Origin of the sequence: Bradyrhizobium sp. in8p8 (genome assembly GCF_000426845.1) — a bacterium.
Taxonomy (GTDB): domain Bacteria; phylum Pseudomonadota; class Alphaproteobacteria; order Rhizobiales; family Xanthobacteraceae; genus Bradyrhizobium; species Bradyrhizobium japonicum_C.
On record NZ_AUGD01000002.1, the window covers coordinates 30,460 to 50,256 of the forward strand.

Sequence of the window (19,797 nt, forward strand, 5' to 3'; positions counted from 1 at the left end):
CACGTTAAGAAGGCAGCCAATCGCGCAAGAGCGTCGAGCCCGTCACTTATCCGCCTCAATTGACGGGGAGAGAGCCGCGCCCAAGGCGGCCAGGTTCGGCGCTTCGGAGCGGTTCGGGCACTTCCCGTTCAGAAAGGGTTTTCCGCAATGAATTTCCGTAACTTGGCCGCGTCCGTCCGGCCGCGCGGGCGACTTCTCGTCCTGTTGACGGCGACGGCGTTGGTCGTCCCGTTTGCCGCTGAGGCCCAGACTCCCGCACCGGCTCCCGGCGCGCCCAAGGCGACTCCGGCTCCGAAGGCTGCTCCCAAGGCCGCTCCCAAGGCTCCGGCGCCCGCAGCGTCTCCGCAGGCTCAGCCGGCTCCCGGCCAGGGCGGCCAGCAGCAGGGCGCCGCCCAGCCGGCGGATCAGCAGATTCAGCTGATCTACGCCCCCTGGACCAAGTTCTGCCTGAAGGGTCAGGACGCCAACGCCAAGCAGGTCTGCTTTACCGGCAAGGACGGCCGCATCGAGTCGGGCCAGCCGGTCATCGCGGCCGTGATCATCGAGCCGGAAGGCGAGCCCAAGAAGATCCTTCGTGTCACGCTGCCGCTCGGCATGCAGCTCGTGCACGGCACCCGCATCATCGTGGACAGCAATGCGCCGCTGCAGCAGCCCTACGTGATCTGCTTCCAGAACGGCTGCATGTCGGACTACGAGGCGACGCCCGAGCTCATCAACAGCATGAAGAAGGGCCAGAATCTCGTTGTCCAGGCAATCAATGCCAATGGCGCCCCGCTGACCCTGCCGCTGCCGCTCGCGGGCGAATTCCAGAAGGCCTATGACGGTCCGCCGACCGATCCGAAGGTGTTCGAGGAAACCCAGAAGAAGCTCCAGGAAGAGCTTCAGAAGAAGGCCGAGGAGCAGCGCAAGAAGCTCGAGCAGCAGGGTGGGGCGCCCGGCGCAGCTCCGACCGGTCAGAAGTAATCGGCAGATCTGAATATGAAAAAGGCGCTCGCTCGAGCGCCTTTTTTGCTGGCCGCCTGTCGTCGAGGAATCAGTTCAGCGACGGATTGCGCGGGCGATAGCCGCCGGCCTTGTCCTTGACGAAAATCTCGGCGACCTGGGAATGCCTGACCGGCTCGCCGGAATCGTCCGGCAAGAGGTTCTGCTCCGAAACATAGGCGACGTATTCGGACTCAGCGTTCTCCGCGAGCAGGTGATAGAACGGCTGGTCCTTGTGGGGCCGCACCTCTTCGGGGATCGATAGCCACCATTCCTCGGTGTTGTTGAATTCCGGATCGATGTCGAAGATCACCCCCCGGAACGAGAAGATCCGGTGGCGAACGACCTGTCCGATCTGGAATTTGGCGGTCCGCGCTTTAATCATTCCCCGTCGATAGACCAGGATTGTGGCCGATGCTAGTGGCCTTATCCGGAATTAACCTTCGCCTCAGGGGCAGATAGCCCGCAAGTTCTCAGAAAATACTTCAATAATGGCCGACATCCTCAATCTAGCTCTACCTTATTTTGGATTGATCTTCGTCGGGTTTGCCTGCGGCAAGGTCAAGGCCCTGCCGGAATCGGGGCTGGCCTGGATGAACTTCTTCCTGCTCTACGTGTCGCTCCCGGCGCTGCTGTTCGCGATCATGTCGAAGACGCCGTTCGCCGAGCTGAACAACCCGCCGTTCCTGGTCGCGACTACGCTGTCGACGGTGGCAGCCTTCACGCTGGCGCTGGTGGTCGGCAAGGTGTTTGGCCGGCTGACCTTGCGCGAGGCAACCCTCGCAGGTCTCTGCGGCGGCTACGGCAATATCGGCTACATGGGTCCCGGGCTCGCGCTCGCCGTGCTCGGGACCAAGGCTTCGGCGCCGACAGCGCTGATATTCTGCTGCGACAGCATCTTCCTGTTCACGATCGTGCCGCTGCTGATCGAACTCTCCGACCGCGACCATCCCTCGCTCGTCCATGCCTTCGGAGTCGTGCTGAAGCAAATCGTGCTCAATCCGCTGATCATGTCGGCCTGCTTCGGCGCCGCGGTGGCGGCGCTGCATATCGAGATGCCCGTAGCGCTCGATCGCACGATTACCTTCCTGCAGAACGCAGCTGCCCCAACTGCGCTGTTCGTGCTCGGCGTGACGGTGGCGTTGCGCCCCTTTGACCGGGTGCCGTGGGAAGTGCCGGGCGTGATCGCCGTCAAGCTGCTGTTCCATCCGCTTGCAGCATTCGGCTTGATGCTCGCGTTCGGGCCCTTCGCGCAGCCGTGGGCGGCCACCGCCGTACTGATGGCCTCGCTGCCGCCGGCGCTGAATGTTTTCGTGATTGCCCGACAGAACGATGCCTGGATCGAATCCGCTTCGGTCGCAGTGCTGCTTGGAACCTTCGCGTCGGTGGTCACGCTGATCAGCGTGATGTGGATAATCCAGAGCGGGCGGCTGACGTTTCCCTGAGTGGCGACCGGCGACAGGATGTTCACCTCCTCCCCGCGGGGAGAGGTGAAGCGAGGCTCGCGCGGGGATCGAACGCAGCTAGCGCCGCCACGTCGGTGTCAGGCCCTCGCGCATGGCAAAACGGCGGAGCGGGCCGACAGCGCCGAGCAGGTGCATGCCGACGGCGCGGACCGGCTGGAGCGGCAGGAAGTCGTTGAGCAGGGAGCGGTTCGCGATGTCGATCGCAAAGGTGCGGCTCAAAATGTCCGGCCGTCGCGCCCGGTCATAGCGTCTGAGCACTTCGTCCGCGCCGGGATCCTGGCCCGCGGCGATCGCGTCGCTCGCGAGCCTGGCAATGTCGGCAGCATCGCGAAGGCCGAGATTGAGGCCCTGTGCCCCGATCGGCGGGACAACATGGGCGGCTTCGCCGACCAGCGCAATGCGATCGCGGCCGAAGGATTTTGGGCGTTCGATCGCCAGCGGGAACAGGTTGCGCCCGGGTTCGACCGTCATGCGGCCGAGAATCGAATGCGACTGCTTCTCGATCGCGGCTGACAGTTCCTCATCGCTCAGGGCGCGCAGACGCTCGGCGTCCGCAGAGGTCGAGACCCACACGATACTGCAGCGGTCGCCCGGCAGCGGCACGAACACGCAAGGCCCGTGCGGCGTATGGAACTCGGTCGACACGTTGCGATGCGGCCGGGCATGGCTGACGTTGAAGGTCAGCGCGGTCTGGTTCAGATCGCGCCGCGTCACCTCGATGCCGGCTGCTTCGCGGCACAGCGAGTGCCGGCCGTCGGCGCCGACCACGAGCCGGGCCGAAAGAAATTGTCCGCAAGCCGTGCGCACCGAGACATCGTGGGATTCGATGACGACGCTTTCAGCCTCGTCGTCGAAGCGGACGAGGTTGGGCAGCTCGACGGCGCGCTCTTCCAGCGCCAGCATCAGCGAGCGGTTGTCGATATTGTAGCCGAACGCATCGAGGCCGATCTCGTGACAGGAGAACCGGACCTCCGGCGCGCGAAACAGCCGGCCGGTGTCGTCGACGAGACGCATCACCTCCAGCGCTGCAGCCTTGTCCTTGCAGCGTGGCCAGACGTCGAGGCCTTCCAGGAGATCGATGGAGGCGCCCAACAGCGCGGTGGTGCGATTGTCCGCATAGGGCGCACGCCGCGCCACCAGCGCCGTCCGCGCGCCCGCCTGCGCCAGTGCGATGGCCGCTGCGAGCCCCGCCGGTCCGCCGCCGATCACGGCTGCGTCATGGAGTGTCGATGCGTCTGTCATGAACGACAAATGACACGCCCTGCGGCAAATTCAAGCCTGCTGATTCTACCTGCTTCCATCGTTAATCGTGCGACGGAGCGCCGCAATGGCGGATGTGCAAACCGGTCCCATTCTGATAGCAGAAGCCATGGACACCCAGCAGGATTCACTCAAGCCAAGACCGGCGATCCGCGCCGCAGCCTTCTCGGTGCACATCTTCACCGCGTTCGGCGCGGCGCTCGCGCTGCTTGCCATGCTGGAGGCCGTGCGCGAGCACTGGGCGGCGATGTTTCAGTGGCTTGGCCTCGCCCTGGTCATCGACGCGATCGACGGACCGATCGCTCGCCGGCTCGACGTCAAGAACGTGCAGCCGAACTGGTCGGGCGACGTGCTCGATCTCGTGGTCGACTTCCTCACCTATGTCTTCGTGCCGGCCTATGCGATCGTGGCCAGCGGCATGCTGCTGCCGGTGGCCGCTCCCTTGCTCGGCATCGCCATCATCGTCACCAGCGCATTGTATTTCGCCGATCTGCGCATGAAGGCCGACGACAATCATTTCCGCGGCTTCCCTGCGCTGTGGAATGCGGCCGCGTTCTACCTGTTCCTGCTGCACTGGCCGCCTTTGTGGTCGACGCTGCTGGTGGCCGCGCTCGTCGTGCTGACCTTCGTGCCGTTCCACGTGCTGCATCCGGTCCGCGTCGTGCGTCTGCGCTGGCTGACGATGTCGCTGATGGCGATCTGGGCCGTGCTCGGCCTCTACGTGCTGGCGATGGATTTTCGCGTCGGTAGCGGCGTGACCATCGTGCTCTGCGCCATCGCGCTCTGGATCAGCTTCAGCGACACCTTGATACGCCTGGGGAGATCGTTCGCATGATGGAGCTTCTTGCCAGCCCCGAAGCGTGGGCCGCGCTGCTCACCTTGACGGCGCTCGAGATCGTGCTCGGCATCGACAACGTCATCTTCATATCGGTGCTCGTCTCGCGCCTTCCCGAGGCGCAGGCCCACCGCGCCCGCCAGATCGGGCTTGCGCTGGCGCTGGTCTTCCGCCTCATCCTGCTCAGTCTTCTGGTCTGGCTGATCGGCCTGACCGAGCCGGTGCTCTCGATGAAGGGCTACGCCTTTTCCTGGCGCGACCTCATCCTGATCGGGGGCGGCCTCTTCCTGATCGCCAAGGCCACGCATGAGATTCACGGCGAGGTCGAATCCGATCACGGCCGGAGCGAGAAGAAATCCACAGGCAGCGCCTTCTTCTGGGTGATCTTCCAGATCATCGTCGTCGACCTCGTATTTTCTCTGGATTCGATCATCACCGCGATCGGCATGGCGGAGGACATCCGAATCATGATCACGGCGGTCGTGATCGCCTGCGCGGTCATGTACGTTTCGGCGGGGCCGGTGTCGCGCTTCGTCGCGGAGCATCCGACCACGAAGATGCTGGCATTGGCATTCCTGGTGCTGATCGGCGTCGCGCTGGTCGCCGACGGATTCCAGTTCCACATTCCGCGGGGCTACATCTACTTCGCGATCGCGTTCTCGGCGGCGGTCGAGCTCTTCAACGTGCTGGCCAGGCGCAACCGCACGAAAGCCGGGAACTAGTCGTGTTTGGCCCGCCTCGATCGGCCTCGAGTTGACAAGGCGGGCGCGATGGCTTTCGCTTGCCCGCGAAAAGAGGAGGTCGACTGATGACCAAAGCCGTCCGTGTGCACAAGGTCGGAGGCCCCGAAGCCCTGGTCTATGAGAGCGTCGACGTGCCGGCGCCCGGGCCGGGCGAGGTGCGCATCCGACAGCATGCGGTCGGGCTCAACTTCATCGACGTCTATTACCGCACCGGCCTTTACAAGGCACCGGGGCTTCCCTTCATCGCGGGTAACGAGGCCTCGGGCGATGTTGTCGCGGTGGGGCCCGGCGTCACGAATTTTCATCCCGGTGATCGCGTCGCCTATTACCACAATCTCGGCGCCTATACCGGCGAGCGCAACATTCCCTGGGAGAAGCTGGTCAAGCTGCCGGACCACATCACCTACGAGCAGGGCGCCGTGTTGATGCTGAAGGGGCTGACGGTCTGGTATCTCCTGCACAAGACCTTCAAGGTCGAGCCGCATCATCGCGTGCTGATCCATGCCGCCGCCGGCGGCATCGGCCTCTTGGCCTGCCAATGGGCGCGGGCGCTCGGTGCGCACGTCATCGGCACGGTCGGCTCGCGCGAGAAGGCCGAGCTTGCGGAGGCCAACGGCTGCGATCACGTCATCCTCTACAACGAGGAGGATTTCGTCGCCCGCGTGAAGCAGATCAGCCGCAACGAGGGCTGCGACGTGGTCTATGACGGCGTCGGCAAGGCGACATTCCCGGGCTCGCTGTCCTGCCTGAAGCCGCGCGGCATGTTCGTCTCCTTCGGCAATGCCTCCGGGCCCGTGCCGCCGTTCTCGATCGCCGAGCTGAACAATCACGGCTCGCTGTTCGCGACGCGGCCGAAGCTCAACGACTATGTCGGCACGCGCAAGGAACTGCTGGAAGGCGCCGACACGCTGTTCGCGGCCGTCATCAACGGCAAGCTGCACGTGCCGATCAACCATGCCTACGCGCTGAAGGATGCGGCGAAGGCGCATATCGATCTCGAGAGCCGCAAGACCACGGGCGCGTCGATCTTGAAGCCGTAGCTTCTCGTCATTGCGAGCGAAGCGAGGCAATCCAGGACTGTCGCCGCGGAGCCAGTCCGGATTGCTTCGTCGCTTCGCTTCTCGCAATGACAAGGATGGACCTACGCCACGCGCCGTGCCGCGCCGGCCTTGGTCAAGATCCCGTCGAGACAATCGACCATCTCGGCGATCTGCGCCTTCGTGACGTTCAGCGCCGGCATGAAGCGCAGCGTGTCGACTTGCGGCGCGTTCAGGAGCACGCCGGCCTCGAACGCCTGCGCGACGATGCCGGGCGCGATTGGCAGCTTGAGGTCGAGCGCGAGCAGGAGGCCGCGCCCCCGCACGCCGCCGAGGCCGTGCCGGGCCGAGACTTTCTGCAACTCGCTTTCGAGCAAGAGGCCGGTCTCGGCGACAGCCTTCAGGAAGTCTGGCTTGCTGACCTCCTGAAGCACCGCCAGGCCCGCCGCGCACATGATCGGATTGCCGTTGAAGGTGCCGCCCTGGTCGCCGTGCTCGAAGCAGGAGGCGCGTTCGGTCGCGAGCAGGGCGGCGAGCGGCACGCCGCCGCCGATTCCCTTGCCGAGCGTGATGATGTCCGGCGCGATGCCCGTGTGCTCGTAATGGAAGAGTTTTCCGGTCCGGCCCATGCCGGTCTGGATCTCATCGAAAATGAGCAGCATGCCGTGCGCCTGCGTCAGCGCGCGCAGCTCCTGCAGGAACTGATCGCTCGCCGGCCATACGCCGGATTCACCCTGGATCGGCTCAAGCATGACGGCGACGGTGTTGTCGTTGATCAGCGCTTCGACCGAAGCGATGTCGTTGAGCTTCGCCTTCTTGAAGCCGGCGACCTTCGGCTCGAACAGCGGCTCGAACGCCTTCTTGCCCGAAGCCGACATCGTTGCCAGCGTCCTTCCATGGAACCCGCCTTCGAAGCTGATGATCTCGAAGGCGCCGCCTTTGTGCACGCTGCCATATTTCCGCGCGAGCTTGATCGCGCCTTCATTGGCTTCCCCGCCGGAATTGGCAAAGAACACCTGGTCGAACGCACTGTTCTCGACGAGCGCCTGCGCCAGCTTCAGGCTCGGTTCGTTGTAGAAGGCCGGGCTCGGTGTCAGCAGCCGCCTGGCCTGCGCGCCAAGCGCCTCAGCGACCGCGGGCGGGGAGTGGCCGAGACAGTTCACGGCCCAGCCCTGCACGAAATCGAGATAGCGCTTGCGGCTGTCGTCCCAGAGGTAGGAGCCGGCGCCGCGGACGAATACGGCCTTGGGCCGTGCGGTGATGTCCATCAACGCGTCATACGGATGGGTGGCGGTGGTCATGTCGAACTCCTCTGGGGCGGGTGGAAAAGGGACGCAAAAGCAAGAAGGCCGCACTTTGCGGGTGCGGCCTTCTCGAAAACTGGCTGAGCTCTAATGCTTCAGCGGCGTCGTCGGACATGGCGCAACCCATCATCGTCGCGGGTGCGACGACGGAAAGCTGCGCGGCGGTGGGTCCGAGAATTGATCATGGGGCGCGTCCCTACAGCTGAACGTGAGGGCTTGTCAAGCGGAGGTTTCTCGGGATACCCGCCGGTCCGTGGGTCGATCATGTCGGACGCGCGGCTTCCTCGGCATCCTCTTCGCCCCAATCGGCGTCTGCAATCGCGGTGTCGATGAGCTCGCCGCGCATCAGCTTGAGCGGTGAATTCCAGTACAGTGCGATGTTGTGGAACGGGTCGGTCAGCACCTTGAACACCCAGACGAGGCCGGTCGTGACGTCGCGCGTGACGAAGAGCTGGAGCATGCGCGCAAGTCCGCCGCCGATGCCGATCGCAAGCCAGAGCGTGCCGACATGCCGGATGAAGTCGAGGCGAGTGGCCGGCGCATCGAACAGGCCGAACAGCGTCGGATACAGGTAGAGCGCGATCGGCGCGCTGCCCCACACCAGCAGCAGCACGATCTTGCGGGTCTGGTTGTAGCCGACCTTGATCGCTTCCTTGTAGTCGTTGCTGACGTCGTTGACGGCGTCATAGCCGTTCGGCTCAAAGAAGAAGTGGCCGGTCTGCCGCGTCAGCATCGCGAGCCAGCCGACGATGCCGGCGAGCGCCGGGTCCTTGAACAGAAGGGCGTAGCTGGCGAGGAAGATGACGGCGCTGATCAGGTGCAGCGTCTGGTTGACCGTGCTCTGGTGGTAGAAGCGATAGTCGTCGAAGCGCTGCGTGCGCAGCATGTCCGGAAGGCGGCTCATCCTTGTTCCTCGCTCGCGTTGAAAGCGCGGGCAGAGTTAGGACGAGTCCGTGACCCCTGCGTGAATGCACTATAATGTCACATTCTGGCGCGGCCGGTTCGGGTGCGTCTCAGCCGATATGCCGGATTGCCCTGCTGCGCTCGCAATGACGGGTGGCTCAGAATCCGGCAACGCTGCCGTGCAGGTCGTATGCATCGGCGCGCTCGATCTTGGCGGTGACGATCTCACCGACACGCAGCGGACGGCGGCTCGTGAGATAGACTGCGCCGTCGATCTCCGGCGCATCGGCCTTGGAGCGGCCCTTGGCCACGGTCGGGCCGACCTCGTCGATGATGATCTGCTGCCGGGTGCCGACCTTGCGCTTGAGACGTCGGGCGGAGATTTTCTGCTGGCGCGCCATCAGCGCGTCGTAGCGTGCCTGCTTGATCTCTTCCGGCACGGGATTCTCGATCGCGTTCGCGGTCGCGCCGGCGACCGGCTCGTACTTGAAGCAGCCGAGACGATCGATCTCGGCTTCATCCAGCCAGTCGAGCAGATATTCGAAATCGGCATCGGTCTCGCCGGGGAAGCCGACGATGAAGGTCGAGCGCAGCGCGAGATCCGGACATTCCTCGCGCCAGCGCTTGATGCGCGCCAGCGTCTTGTCCTGCGCCGCCGGGCGCTTCATTGCCTTGAGGACGTTGGGGCTCGCATGCTGGAACGGGATGTCGAGATAGGGCAGCACCTTGCCCTCGTTCATCAGTGCGATGACCTCGTCGACATGCGGGTAGGGGTAGACGTATTGCAGCCGGACCCAGGCTCCGAACTCGCCGAGCTCGCGCGCGAGGTCGAGGAATTTGGCGCGGACCTGGCGCTCCTTCCACGGGCTCTCGGCGTATTTCAGATCGATGCCATACGCCGAGGTGTCCTGCGAGATGACGAGCAGCTCCTTGACGCCGGCGCCGACCAGTCGCTCGGCCTCGCGCAGCACATCGTTGGCGGGGCGAGAGACCAAGTCGCCGCGCAGCTTCGGGATGATGCAGAAGGTGCAGCGGTTGTTGCAGCCCTCGGAAATCTTCAAGTACGCGTAGTGCCGCGGCGTCAGCTTGATGCCCTGTGGCGGCACCAGATCGAGATGCGGATTGTGCGTTGGCGGCAGCGCGCGATGCACGGCGTCAAGCACGCTCTCATATTGCTGCGGACCGGTGATGGAGAGCACGCCGGGATAGGCCTGCTCGATCGCTTCCGGTTCCGCGCCCATGCAGCCGGTCACGATCACCTTGCCGTTCTCGGCCATGGCCTCGCCGATGGCCGAAAGCGATTCCTGCTTGGCGCTGTCGAGGAAGCCGCAGGTGTTGACGATGACGATGTCGGCCCCGTCATGCTTGCGGGCGAGCTCGTAACCCTCCGCGCGCAGGCGCGTGATGATGCGCTCGGAATCCACCAATGCCTTGGGACAGCCGAGCGAATGGAAAGAGATGCGCGGCGCACCTTTAAAAGTTTCGCTCAAAGCGAGTATCCTGAATTTTGCAGAGATTTCGATCCAAGTAACTGTTGTGATAGCGAAATTCAATCCCTTTCGAATGTGCCGTCTGTGATAAAGTAATGCACGCTCTCGGCGAGTGGAATCCACCAGTGCCTAGGGAGCGGGATGCTTGCGGGTAATCGATGAACCCAGCTCTGTACGAGGGTTATTTGGCGCGGCTGGCCGAGGGACGACGGAAGGACGCGGCGGTGATGCTCGACGCGTTTCTCCGATCGTTCAATTCTTCCGCGGAACGGGAGCAATGGACCCGCACGTACTTGAACACCCATACCTATGGCGCGAGAGTTCGGCATGAGATCTACGCCGAACTCATATTCCCGGTTTTGCTGGCCGGGAGTAAACGAAATGATGCTTGGAGCCTCTACTGGCTGGCTGGAACCTGCCAGAATTTATACAGCGCACATAGGCTGTATGCGCTGATAAAGTTCAAAGGAAAGACTGATCTGCTCAAGGAGGCATATGCGATAGACCGTACCTCAACCGAGGTGCGTCAAGCGTTGCTGAAAAGTCTGTTGGATGATTTCGCTTACGCCAGTCATGAGTGGCCGGCCGGTATATTGTGGAGCATGAACGGGGCTACACTGGAGCAGTGCAACGAATTCATGTCCGAGGTGACCTTAGCGCGAGAGTTGGACCGTGAAAGTACCTATGCGTCGTCGATCGACGAGTTCGAGAGCAAGGTCAAGCAGTACAAAAAGCGACTGATGTCTAATTTGGGGACGAGCTACAATTTTGAGCCCCGCTAATTGCGACCGGTATGAGGTGCGACCGGCAACGCTCGGTCGAGCATGTGAGTTTCTGCTTGGCATCCGAAAGCGGACGTCTCGCCTTGATGAGCGCACGAACCGCTGGACGAGCTGATAGTTCAAATGACAGCCGCCTCCGGGCGGCTTTTTCTTTGGGCAGCGCGGCCCGGATTTCTATACATTCGTTGTCTCAGGGACACCCGAGCGACACGAAGCTGACCTTGGGCGCAGCCGTCTGATCCATATCTGAACTGCCTGATTGACGGGCCTCAGCTAGTCCCAATTGCCCGCAATTACAACCCTTTGCAGGGCGATCCGGCGTGCTATGGATGGATCAGCTGCCGCCGAGTGAGCCATGAGCGCCGAACAGTCGCCCAAAATCGTGATCGTCGACGAAAGCCCGATCCGGGCTGCGATCCTGGAGGAGGGGTTGCGGGAGGCCGGATTCACGCAGGTCGTCCACATCAGCGAAATGCAGAGCCTGCTTGCCCGTATTTATGCGGTCGATCCCGACATCATCCTGATCGATCTGGAGAACCCCAGCCGCGACGTGCTCGAGGCGATGTTCCAGGTCAGCCGTGCCGTGAAGCGGCCGATCGCCATGTTCGTCGATCAGAGCGATTCAGCCTCGATCCAGGCCTCGGTCGAGGCGGGGGTGTCCGCCTATATCGTCGACGGGCTGAAGAAGGAGCGTATCAAGCCGATCCTCGACCTCTGCGTGTCCCGCTTCAACGCTTTCGCCAAGCTCCAGGAGGAGCTGGAGCGAACCAAGTCGCAGCTCGAGGACCGCAAGGTCATTGAACGTGCCAAGGGCATCCTGATGAAGGTGAAGGGCCTGACCGAAGAAGAGGCCTATGTGCTGCTGCGCTCCACAGCGATGCGCGAGAAGAAGAAAATCGGCGAGATCGCGCAGTCGATCATCACCGCGTCGGAGATGCTGAAATGACCGCCACCCTCCGCATCGGGTTCATTCCGCTGGTCGATGCCGCCGCCCTGATCGTCGCGGTCGACAAGGGGTTTGCCGCCGCCGAAGGGCTCGACGTCGAGCTGGTGCGCGAAGTCTCCTGGTCGAACGTCCGCGACAAGCTCAATATCGGCCTGTTTGACGCCGCACATCTCCTGGCACCCGTGGCGATCGCGTCTTCGCTCGGGCTCGGCCACGTCAAGGTGCCGATCGCGGCGCCATTCAACCTCGGTATCAACGGCAATGCCATCACTGTGTCGCCGGCGCTCCATGCCGCGCTGATGGAGCAGATCGACGGCGATCGTTTCGACCCGATGGTGACCGCGAAGGCGCTGGCGAAGGTGGTCGCCATCAGGCGCAAGGCAGGGGCCGAGCCTCTGACCTTCGGCATGACCTTCCCGTTCTCGACCCACAATTATCAGTTGCGGTTCTGGATGGCAGCGGCCGGCGTCGATCCCGACGAGGATGTGCGCCTCGTGGTGCTGCCGCCGCCCTACATGGTCGACAGCCTCAAGAACGGCCATGTCGATGCGTTCTGCGTCGGCGCGCCCTGGAATTCGATCGCGGTCGATCTCGGCATCGGCCACATCCTGCATTTCGTCTCCGACATCCTGGTCCGTGCTGCGGAGAAAGTGCTGGCCGTTCGCCAAGCCTGGGCGGACAAGAATCCGGACGTGGTCGCAGCGCTGGTGCGCGCGGCGGTGAAAGCGGCCGAGTTCATCGAGCATCCCGAGAACCGGACCGAGGCGGCGCAAATCCTGGCTCAGCCGGAGCGGATCGGGGTCGACGCCGAGGTCATCCAGCGCACCCTCACCGGACGCCTCAAGATCTCGCCCGACGGCACTTTCCGTGAGAGCGGCCGCTATCTCCTCGTTGGGCGCGAAGGGGCAGGGCGCCCCGAGCCGGTCCAGGCCGCCTGGCTCTATGCTCAGATGGTGCGCTGGGGACAGACGGCGCTGACCCCCGATGGTGTCAAGACGGCCATGGCGGTGTTCAGGCCGGACCTCTACGATGCAGCCCTTGGCAGCAGGGCGCCCACCGAGGCTCCCGCGGCCTTCGGCGCCTTCGCCGGCCCCGTCTTCGATCCCGCCAACATCCGGGGGCACCTTGAAGCCTTCGCGGTTGGGCGCTGGAAGGCCTGATTCGCCGCTGCTTCGTTTTTGAGCGCATCGGTCCCCTTGGCTAATGTTTGGGCTGGCTGCTCGAATTTCGGGAGAGCTGCCCGGCGGGGTGCCCCGGCACTCTGCCTCAACCGTCTGACATCACTGATGTTTCAGTCTCGACCAAGCTGGCACGCAACTTGAATGTTGCACTGCGGCCAGCTTGTCATAGGTGCCTGCTGAGCCAAGTCCCGCAGCAACGAAGCTGATCGGACCGTGGGTGACGAAGCCGGCGCTGAGCCGGCCCAAGCTCCCCCGCGGGTCGCGCCAACCTCGGAGCCACTCTGGTGGCCGCAGGAGCTTCGTTAGCAACCATGAAAATCGAAACGCTCTCAGTCGACTTTACCGACGAGCAGAAGCGCTATCTCGAAGGCTTCACGACGGGCCTGCAGATCAGCCGCGTCGGTCGCGCTCTGGGCGGCGGCGCCGTCAAGGCGAGCGCCGAGCCGACCGGGCCCGATGCCGTGCACATCAAGGCGCAGGACAGGGTGATTGCGTCGGGCAAGAAGCTTGCCGACCAGGAGAAGTTCAAGCGCGAGGAGCATCCTTTCGACGCCTATCCGCGGTTGCGCCAGCAGGCGCTCGACAACGCGGCGCCGAGCCCGGCCGACAATTTCCGCTGGCGCTATTACGGCATCTTCTATGTCGCGCCGACGCAGGATTCCTACATGAGCCGCCTGCGCATTCCGAACGGCATCATGAAGCACTGGCAGCTGTCCGGCCTTGCCGACCTCGCCGACGAGCTATGCGGCCCCTACTGCCACGTCACGACGCGCGCCAATCTTCAGCTTCGCGAGATCCCGCCGAAGCACGCGATCAAATTCCTCGAAGGCATTCAGGAACTCGGCCTGTGCTCGCGCGGCTCCGGCGCCGACAACATCCGCAACGTCACGGGAACGGCGACCGCCGGCATCGATCCACAGGAGCTGCTCGACACGCGGCCCTATGCGCGCGAGTGGCACTACCACATCCTCAACGACCGTTCGCTCTACGGCCTGCCGCGCAAGTTCAACGTTGCCTTCGACGGCGCCGGCAGGATTGCGGTGCTCGAGGAGACCAACGACATCGCGTTCACGGCTTATGAGGTGAAGGACGGCTTCGGCGTCGAGCCCGGCGTCTGGTTCCGCCTCGGCCTCGGCGGCATTACCGGGCACAAGGATTTCGCCAAATATTCCGGCATCATCGTCAGGCCGGAGCAGGCAACCGCCGTTGCAGACGCCATCGTGCGCGTGTTCATCGACCACGGCGACCGCACCAACCGCAACAAGGCGCGGCTGAAATATGTGCTCGATGCGATGGGGCATGACGGCTTCGTCAAGCTCGTCGAGGAGCGGCTGAAGACGCCGTTCACGCGCGTGCCGGAGGAGGCGTTCGCACCACGCCCCGCGGCGGACCGCATGGCGCATGTCGGCGTGCACAGGCAGAAGCAGGAGGGCCTCAACTGGATCGGGGTGTCGCTGCCGCTCGGCAAGCTCACCTCCGATCAGATGCGAAGCCTCGCCAAGCTCGCGCAGGATCTCGGTGACGGCGAGATCCGGCTGACGGTCTGGCAGAACCTGCTCATCTCGGGAGTGCGCGACGAGAACGTCGAGCTTGCGGTTGCGGCGATCAAGCAGATCGGGCTCGCGGTCGAGGCCTCGCACATCCGCGCCGGCCTGATCGCCTGCACCGGTAATGCCGGTTGCCGCTTCGCCGCGGCGAACACCAAGCGTCATTCCGCCGAGATCGGCGACTGGTGCGAAACGCGCGTGGCGATGGACAAGCCGGTCAACATCCACGTCACCGGTTGTCACCATTCCTGCGCGCAGCATTACATCAGCGACATCGGCCTGATCGGCGCGCGCGTGCCGGTCAGTGAGGAAGACACCGTCGAGGGCTATCACCTCTTTACCGGTGGCGGGTTCGGGCCCGACGCCGACATCGGGCAGGAGGTCTACCGCGACCTCAAGGCCGAGGATGCGCCAAAGACGGTCGAACGACTGCTGAAAGCCTACATGGCGCATCGTTCGTCGCCCGATGAAACCTTCCTCCATTTCGCGCGACGCCATGACGGTGAAACGCTGCGCAAGCTGGCCGATGCACAGGTGTCCGCATGAACCAGATCACCCCTCCGCCGAAGCTCGACCTCATTCCCCCAAGCGCACCGTTCTCCGACGCGCAGCGCTCCTGGCTGAACGGCTTTTTCGCCGGCCTGCTGTCGCCTGAGGTCGCCGCGCCGCTGTCAACGGAGCAGGGCGCCGCCGTCATGCAAGGCGCGGCCGGCGACGGCGATGACGGTGAAGCGCCGTGGCACGACCAGACCATGCCGATCGCCGAGCGGATGAAGCTCGCCGAGGGCCGTCCCGTGCGCCGCAAGATGATGGCGGCGATGGCGCAGCAGGATTGCGGCCAATGCGGCTATAATTGCCACGACTATTCGGAAGCGATTGCGAGCCGCAGCGAAGCGCGGCTCAACCTCTGTGTCCCAGGCGGCAAGGAAACCGCGCGGATGCTGAAGTCGCTGTTCGAGGAGCTCGACAAGACGCCTGCGGCGAAGCCGGCCGACAAGCCGGATGCGGCGGCACCAGCCGTGACCGTGACCATCGCCGAACCCGGCCGCTCACGCGACAATCCTGTCGCGGCGACCTTCCTGTCGCGCCGCCTGCTCAACAAGGGCAAATCGGAGAAGGAGACATATCACGTCGAGTTCGATCTCTCCGAGAGCAAGCTCGACTACGTGGTCGGCGACAGTTTCGGCGTGTTCGCGCGCAACGATGTCGGCCTCGTCGACCAGATCATCGCGCTGCTCGGCGCCTCCCACACCACCAAAGTCAACGGCAAGACGCTGCGCGAGGTGCTGATCGACGACGTCTCTCTGTCGCCGGCGCCTGACACGCTGTTCGAACTGATTTCCTTCATCACCGGCGGCGCCGCGCGCGAGAAGGCACGTGCGCTGGCGCAGGGCGAGGATCCCGATGGCGATGCGGCCACGCTCGACGTCATGGCCGCGCTGCAGAAGTTTTCCGGCACGCGGCCGCATGCCGAGGCTTTCGTCGAGGCGCTGGAGCCGCTCCAGCCGCGGCTCTACTCGATCTCGTCCTCGCACAATGCGTCGCCGGGAAAGCTGTCACTGACGGTGGACTCCGTGCGCTACATCGTCGGCAAGCGCAAGCGCCTCGGCGTCGCCTCGACCTTCCTCGGCGAACGCATCAAGGAGGGCGATAAGCTGAAGGTCTATGTGCAGAAGGCGCATGGCTTCGGCCTCCCGCAGGATCCCAAGACGCCGATCATCATGATCGGCCCCGGCACAGGCATCGCGCCGTTCCGGGCCTTCCTGCTCGACCGCAAGGCGACCGGTGCGCCCGGCAAGAACTGGCTGTTCTTCGGCCACCAGCGCAGCGATTGCGATTTCTTCTACCAGGAGGAGCTCAACGCGATGAAGACCTCGGGTCTACTGACGCGCCTGTCGCTGGCCTGGTCGCGCGACGGCGAGAAGAAATTCTACGTGCAGGACCGCATGCGCGAGGTCGGGCGCGAGCTTTGGACGTGGCTCGCCGAAGGCGCGCATCTCTACATCTGCGGCGACGCCAAGCGCATGGCCAAGGACGTGGAGCGTGCGCTGGTCGACATCGTCGCCCAGTTCGGCGCGCGTTCGACGGATGAGGCCGTCAGCTTCGTCGCCGAGCTCAAGAAGTCCGGTCGCTTCCAGGCCGACGTGTACTAGTCTGCTCTCACACCGGCGTTGTACGGGCCGGTTCCGGCTGGCTCGGATTTTAACGAATGAGATTCTCGGAACCTGCCGGTCGGGAGAATATGCGTCTGCGATCAGGCTTCTTAGAAGAAGCTCATCGCTATTTCTCTCGGCATCTTGCCTCGTCCCCTGGCTGATCCTTCATACTCCCGCAAATGGGGCGTTGGAGACCGGCCATGCGCGAATTATCGGCGGAAGCCAGACTGCATTTCTACGCGCGTTCGCTCTCGCGGCGAACCCGGGGGACGCTGCATCATGTCGCGATGTACAGCGCCTTCGCCGTCATCGCGGCGATCGTGTTCGGGACGCTTTCGGTGCATCCGTTTTAATGTGTCGTTCCGGGGCGGCGAAACTCACGCCCCGCGCCTGAACGGCGCGACCTCGATTCCCGCAGCCTTCAACGCCTGGCGCACGCCGCGGGCGATGTCCACGGCGCCGGGCGTATCGCCGTGGATGCAGACCGTGTCCGTGCGCATCTTGATGACCTTGCCCGTGACCGACACGACCGCGCCGTCCTGCACCATCCGCACCACGCGGTCAGCGATCGCCTTGGCGTCGTGCAGGACCGCACCGGGCTTCTTGCGCGAGACCAGATTGCCGTCGTCCTCATAGGCGCGGTCGGCGAACACCTCGTGCACCATCGGCAGGTTGGCATCTTCGCCCGCCTTCACCAGCTTGGAATTGGCAAGCACCACGAAGATCAGGCCGGGATCGACCGCCTTGATGCCGGCGGCGATCGCCTTCGCGGTCATGTCGTCCTCGCAGGCGACGTTGGAGAGCGCGCCATGCGCCTTTACATGGGTCACCTTGTGGCCGGCCGCTGTCGCGATCGCCTGCAGCGCGCCGATCTGGTAGGCGACGAGGTTCTCGATTTCGGAGGCCTTGAGCCCTGCGATCGGATGGCGGCCGAAGCCATGCAGGTCGCGATATCCGGGATGCGCGCCGACCGACACGCCGCGCGCCTTCGCGAGCTCGACCGTCCGCCGCATGATGTCGGGATCGCCGGCATGGAAGCCGCAGGCGACGTTGACCGAGCTTGCGAGCTCGATCATGGCGGCGTCGTTGCCCATCTCCCACGCTCCAAAACCCTCGCCGAGATCGCAATTAAGGTCGACTGTCTTCATCGGTGCTCTCCGCCTCTGGTCTTGTTGTCGCTTACGGCTCCGCCGTGACCTGCCAGGTCCCGGCATCGACCGCGCTGACCGCATAGCCCGCCACGTTAGCATCGCTGAGCGCCTCGATGTTGAGTGCGACAGTGTCGGAGGAGCGCAGGCGATCGGGCAGGCTGCGGATCAACTGTGCAAACTTGCGTGCCTCGTCCTGCGCTTCGGCCATGCTGACAGCCTTGAAGCGGAACGCGGTTCCCGCCGAGGTCTGGGCGAGGCGACCGATATCGGCCGTTATCACCGTTGCGATCTTCGGATAGCCGCCGGAGGTACCGCGGTCCATCATCAGCGCGATGGGGGCTCCGTTGCCGGGCACCTGGATGCTGCCGTTCACGGTGCCGTCGGAGACGATGTTGTGGCCATGCAGATGCTTGATGGCGGGGCCCTCGAGCCGGTAGCCCATGCGATCGGAAGTCGCCGAGATCTTCCATTCGCTCTCAAGGAACAGAGCCTTGTTGGAGTCGTCGAACTCGTCGTCCTGCGGTCCCAGCAGCACGCGGATCGGGCCACTCACCGGCTTCGGCAGCTCGATGCGAAGCTCCGGCGCGCCGCTCGCAGCGTCGACGCTGAACTCGTCGCCAGCCTGAAGCGGGCGCGGGTAGGGGCTGCCGAGGCCTGCGCGGGCATTGACGGCGAGGCTGCCGAACACCGGCTCGCCCTTGATGCCGCCCTCGATCGCGAGATAAGTGAACGCGCCGCCGCGGGCAAAACCGAGCGTCAGCGTCTCGCCGTCCTTCAGCGTTACCGATGCGTCCATCGCGACCGGGCTGCCGGCGATGTCCGCGTTGCGCGGTGCGCCTGAAATCGCGACGCGCACGGCGCCGTCGCGGGCGGTGAAGGAGGCGCCGACCGGGCCGATCTCGATGGCGGCCGCGAAAGGCTCGTTGCCGACGAGGGTGTTCGCCGCCGCAAGCGACAGGCGGTCCATCGCTCCGCTCACCGTCAGGCCGTAGCGTTGCGCGCCGAGCCGCCCGCCGTCCTGGACCGAGCTTGCCGGGCCGATGCTGGCAACGACGAGGCGGCTCATGCGACGACCTGCTCGGCGACGATCTCGCCGGCTTCCGCAGCGCGGTCCAATTCCTCGAATGTCTTGTGGTCGATTGCGAAGAACGTCACGCGATCGCCGGGTTCGGTGAGGAAGGTCGGGTTGCGATGGAGCTGATAGGTCCTGACAGGCGTGCGGCCGAGCAAATGCCAGCCGCTCGGCGCGGCCAGACATTGGATTCCGGCCTGCACGCCGCCGATCGAGATGGTGCCGGCCGGCGTCAGCAGGCGTGGCGATTGCCGCCGCGACATGTGCAGGGATTTGTCGAGGCCGCTGAGATAGGACCAGCCCGGCGTGAAGCCGATCATGGCCACCTTGTAATCGCCGCCCGCATGCCGGGCGATGATGTCATCGGGCGTGGTGTTGAGCGCCTTGGCGACATCCTCGAGGTCGATGCCGTGCTCGCCGCCATAGGCGACCGGAATGCGCCAGCGGCGCGCCTTGGTGACCGGCGGCAGCGGTTGGCCCGCGAGCGCGAGCAGCTTCTCGCCGAGCGCATCAAAAGCGATTGCGCAGGGATCGTAATGCACCAGCAAGGAGCGATAGGTCGGTACGGTCTCGGTGATGCCCTCGATCGGACTTGCTGCCAGCGCCTTGTCGAGTGCCAGCACGCGCTGGTTGGCGACATCATCGATGGTGCGGCTGAACTCGACCGTGACGGCGCTGTCGCCACTGGGCAGAAGGCGGGGCGGGAGAAGCGTCGCGGCCATTGAGCTGTCGAAGAGTTGTCGAAATCGGGCTTTTGGAAGCGCGCGGGCTCGACGTTGAGCTCCGCGTCACCTCTGCTTCGCGTAAATGCGCCCGCAAGTCCAATAAATTAATGCAAGGGGTGCCGATAAAGCCTTGTTATCGCGGCGCATAACAGCTCAGCGGCCCTGCGTTATTGGGACCCTCTTGGCCCTTGACGCAAGGGCTGCGGCTCGCAAGATGC

19 protein-coding genes are annotated in these 19,797 nt (G+C 64.2%); 11 read left to right on the top strand and 8 right to left on the bottom strand.

Annotation, left to right across the window (positions count from 1 at the left end; genetic code table 11):
* The first annotated feature begins 147 nt into the window (after positions 1–147).
* Positions 148–963 (top strand): invasion associated locus B family protein, encoded by an 816-nt coding sequence (locus K408_RS0105375; protein ID WP_024341906.1) that lies wholly within the window; start codon positions 148–150, stop codon positions 961–963.
* Positions 964–1,033: 70 nt separating this feature from the next.
* On the opposite strand, the gene hspQ is transcribed toward K408_RS0105375, so the two are convergent.
* Positions 1,034–1,366, bottom strand: a complete 333-nt coding sequence (gene hspQ, locus K408_RS0105380; protein ID WP_024341905.1) for a heat shock protein HspQ — start codon at positions 1,364–1,366, stop codon at positions 1,034–1,036.
* A 106-nt stretch (positions 1,367–1,472) separates the two neighbouring features.
* On the opposite strand from hspQ, the gene K408_RS0105385 reads away from it, so the two are divergent.
* Positions 1,473–2,426 (top strand): AEC family transporter, encoded by a 954-nt coding sequence (locus K408_RS0105385; protein ID WP_024341904.1) that lies wholly within the window; start codon positions 1,473–1,475, stop codon positions 2,424–2,426.
* 78 nt (positions 2,427–2,504) lie between these two features.
* Here K408_RS0105385 and K408_RS0105390 read toward each other — a convergent pair whose 3' ends face one another.
* Positions 2,505–3,689, bottom strand: a complete 1,185-nt coding sequence (locus K408_RS0105390) for a UbiH/UbiF family hydroxylase (RefSeq protein WP_024341903.1) — start codon at positions 3,687–3,689, stop codon at positions 2,505–2,507.
* 85 nt (positions 3,690–3,774) lie between these two features.
* Between K408_RS0105390 and pcsA the strand changes: the two genes are divergently transcribed.
* The 3 genes from pcsA to K408_RS0105405 all read left to right on the top strand — a co-directional run bounded on the left by pcsA (position 3,775) and on the right by K408_RS0105405 (position 6,325).
* Positions 3,775–4,542, top strand: a complete 768-nt coding sequence (gene pcsA, locus K408_RS0105395; RefSeq protein WP_024341902.1) for a phosphatidylcholine synthase — start codon at positions 3,775–3,777, stop codon at positions 4,540–4,542.
* A complete protein-coding gene (locus K408_RS0105400) occupies positions 4,539–5,264 on the top strand; it encodes a TerC family protein (RefSeq protein ID WP_024341901.1) in 726 nt (241 codons plus the stop codon). The genes pcsA and K408_RS0105400 overlap by 4 nt, the downstream gene beginning before the upstream one ends.
* Before the next feature lie 86 nt (positions 5,265–5,350).
* Positions 5,351–6,325, top strand: a complete 975-nt coding sequence (locus K408_RS0105405) for a quinone oxidoreductase family protein (RefSeq protein WP_024341900.1) — start codon at positions 5,351–5,353, stop codon at positions 6,323–6,325.
* A gap of 101 nt (positions 6,326–6,426) precedes the next feature.
* Here K408_RS0105405 and K408_RS0105410 read toward each other — a convergent pair whose 3' ends face one another.
* From K408_RS0105410 to rimO, 3 genes are all read right to left on the bottom strand, one after another.
* On the bottom strand, positions 6,427–7,623 hold the full coding sequence (locus tag K408_RS0105410; protein ID WP_024341899.1) for an acetylornithine transaminase: 1,197 nt from the start codon (positions 7,621–7,623) through the stop codon (positions 6,427–6,429).
* Positions 7,624–7,888: 265 nt separating this feature from the next.
* Entirely contained in the window at positions 7,889–8,530 is a 642-nt protein-coding gene (locus K408_RS0105415; RefSeq protein ID WP_024341898.1) for a DUF962 domain-containing protein, read from the bottom strand.
* Between the two features lie 157 nt (positions 8,531–8,687).
* On the bottom strand, positions 8,688–10,019 hold the full coding sequence (gene rimO, locus K408_RS0105420) for a 30S ribosomal protein S12 methylthiotransferase RimO (protein ID WP_024341897.1): 1,332 nt from the start codon (positions 10,017–10,019) through the stop codon (positions 8,688–8,690).
* Positions 10,020–10,177: 158 nt separating this feature from the next.
* Here rimO and K408_RS0105425 point away from each other — a divergent pair, with 158 nt between their 5' ends.
* From K408_RS0105425 to K408_RS41905, 6 genes are all read left to right on the top strand, one after another.
* Positions 10,178–10,801, top strand: a complete 624-nt coding sequence (locus tag K408_RS0105425) for a hypothetical protein (RefSeq protein WP_024341896.1) — start codon at positions 10,178–10,180, stop codon at positions 10,799–10,801.
* A 355-nt stretch (positions 10,802–11,156) separates the two neighbouring features.
* Positions 11,157–11,747, top strand: a complete 591-nt coding sequence (locus tag K408_RS0105430; RefSeq protein ID WP_024341895.1) for an ANTAR domain-containing response regulator — start codon at positions 11,157–11,159, stop codon at positions 11,745–11,747.
* Positions 11,744–12,907: a CmpA/NrtA family ABC transporter substrate-binding protein gene (locus K408_RS0105435; protein WP_024341894.1), complete on the top strand. Its 1,164-nt coding sequence runs from the start codon at positions 11,744–11,746 to the stop codon at positions 12,905–12,907. Before K408_RS0105430 ends, K408_RS0105435 begins: the two co-directional genes overlap by 4 nt.
* A gap of 332 nt (positions 12,908–13,239) precedes the next feature.
* Complete coding sequence (locus K408_RS0105440) at positions 13,240–15,021, top strand: NirA family protein (RefSeq protein WP_024341893.1); 1,782 nt, start codon at positions 13,240–13,242, stop codon at positions 15,019–15,021.
* A complete protein-coding gene (locus K408_RS0105445; RefSeq protein ID WP_024341892.1) occupies positions 15,018–16,628 on the top strand; it encodes a sulfite reductase subunit alpha in 1,611 nt (536 codons plus the stop codon). The genes K408_RS0105440 and K408_RS0105445 overlap by 4 nt, the downstream gene beginning before the upstream one ends.
* A 203-nt stretch (positions 16,629–16,831) precedes the next feature.
* Entirely contained in the window at positions 16,832–16,984 is a 153-nt protein-coding gene (locus K408_RS41905; RefSeq protein ID WP_035697868.1) for a hypothetical protein, read from the top strand.
* A 24-nt stretch (positions 16,985–17,008) separates the two neighbouring features.
* Here the strand turns inward: K408_RS41905 and K408_RS0105455 are convergent, their stop codons facing one another.
* From K408_RS0105455 to pxpB, 3 genes are read right to left on the bottom strand one after another with little or no spacing between them, the layout of a single operon-like run.
* Positions 17,009–17,779: a LamB/YcsF family protein gene (locus K408_RS0105455; RefSeq protein ID WP_024341891.1), complete on the bottom strand. Its 771-nt coding sequence runs from the start codon at positions 17,777–17,779 to the stop codon at positions 17,009–17,011.
* Between the two features lie 31 nt (positions 17,780–17,810).
* Complete coding sequence (locus K408_RS0105460; RefSeq protein WP_024341890.1) at positions 17,811–18,848, bottom strand: 5-oxoprolinase subunit C family protein; 1,038 nt, start codon at positions 18,846–18,848, stop codon at positions 17,811–17,813.
* Entirely contained in the window at positions 18,845–19,576 is a 732-nt protein-coding gene (gene pxpB / locus K408_RS0105465) for a 5-oxoprolinase subunit PxpB (RefSeq protein ID WP_024341889.1), read from the bottom strand. The genes K408_RS0105460 and pxpB overlap by 4 nt, the downstream gene beginning before the upstream one ends.
* Positions 19,577–19,797: the final 221 nt, after the last annotated feature.

Excerpts from the sequence above, each read along its gene's own strand:
- K408_RS0105390 (WP_024341903.1), bottom strand. The coding sequence starts at position 3,689 with ATGACAGACGCATCGACACTCCATGACGCAGCCGTGATCGGCGGCGGA.
- K408_RS0105415 (WP_024341898.1), bottom strand. The coding sequence starts at position 8,530 with ATGAGCCGCCTTCCGGACATGCTGCGCACGCAGCGCTTCGACGACTAT.
- pxpB (WP_024341889.1), bottom strand. The coding sequence starts at position 19,576 with ATGGCCGCGACGCTTCTCCCGCCCCGCCTTCTGCCCAGTGGCGACAGC.
- hspQ (WP_024341905.1), bottom strand. The coding sequence starts at position 1,366 with ATGATTAAAGCGCGGACCGCCAAATTCCAGATCGGACAGGTCGTTCGC.
- K408_RS41905 (WP_035697868.1), top strand. The coding sequence starts at position 16,832 with ATGCGCGAATTATCGGCGGAAGCCAGACTGCATTTCTACGCGCGTTCG.
- K408_RS0105430 (WP_024341895.1), top strand. The coding sequence starts at position 11,157 with ATGAGCGCCGAACAGTCGCCCAAAATCGTGATCGTCGACGAAAGCCCG.
- pcsA (WP_024341902.1), top strand. The coding sequence starts at position 3,775 with ATGGCGGATGTGCAAACCGGTCCCATTCTGATAGCAGAAGCCATGGAC.
- K408_RS0105455 (WP_024341891.1), bottom strand. The coding sequence starts at position 17,779 with ATGAAGACAGTCGACCTTAATTGCGATCTCGGCGAGGGTTTTGGAGCG.
- K408_RS0105435 (WP_024341894.1), top strand. The coding sequence starts at position 11,744 with ATGACCGCCACCCTCCGCATCGGGTTCATTCCGCTGGTCGATGCCGCC.
- K408_RS0105375 (WP_024341906.1), top strand. The coding sequence starts at position 148 with ATGAATTTCCGTAACTTGGCCGCGTCCGTCCGGCCGCGCGGGCGACTT.
- K408_RS0105385 (WP_024341904.1), top strand. The coding sequence starts at position 1,473 with ATGGCCGACATCCTCAATCTAGCTCTACCTTATTTTGGATTGATCTTC.
- K408_RS0105410 (WP_024341899.1), bottom strand. The coding sequence starts at position 7,623 with ATGACCACCGCCACCCATCCGTATGACGCGTTGATGGACATCACCGCA.
- K408_RS0105400 (WP_024341901.1), top strand. The coding sequence starts at position 4,539 with ATGATGGAGCTTCTTGCCAGCCCCGAAGCGTGGGCCGCGCTGCTCACC.
- K408_RS0105460 (WP_024341890.1), bottom strand. The coding sequence starts at position 18,848 with ATGAGCCGCCTCGTCGTTGCCAGCATCGGCCCGGCAAGCTCGGTCCAG.
- K408_RS0105425 (WP_024341896.1), top strand. The coding sequence starts at position 10,178 with ATGAACCCAGCTCTGTACGAGGGTTATTTGGCGCGGCTGGCCGAGGGA.
- K408_RS0105445 (WP_024341892.1), top strand. The coding sequence starts at position 15,018 with ATGAACCAGATCACCCCTCCGCCGAAGCTCGACCTCATTCCCCCAAGC.
- K408_RS0105405 (WP_024341900.1), top strand. The coding sequence starts at position 5,351 with ATGACCAAAGCCGTCCGTGTGCACAAGGTCGGAGGCCCCGAAGCCCTG.
- K408_RS0105440 (WP_024341893.1), top strand. The coding sequence starts at position 13,240 with ATGAAAATCGAAACGCTCTCAGTCGACTTTACCGACGAGCAGAAGCGC.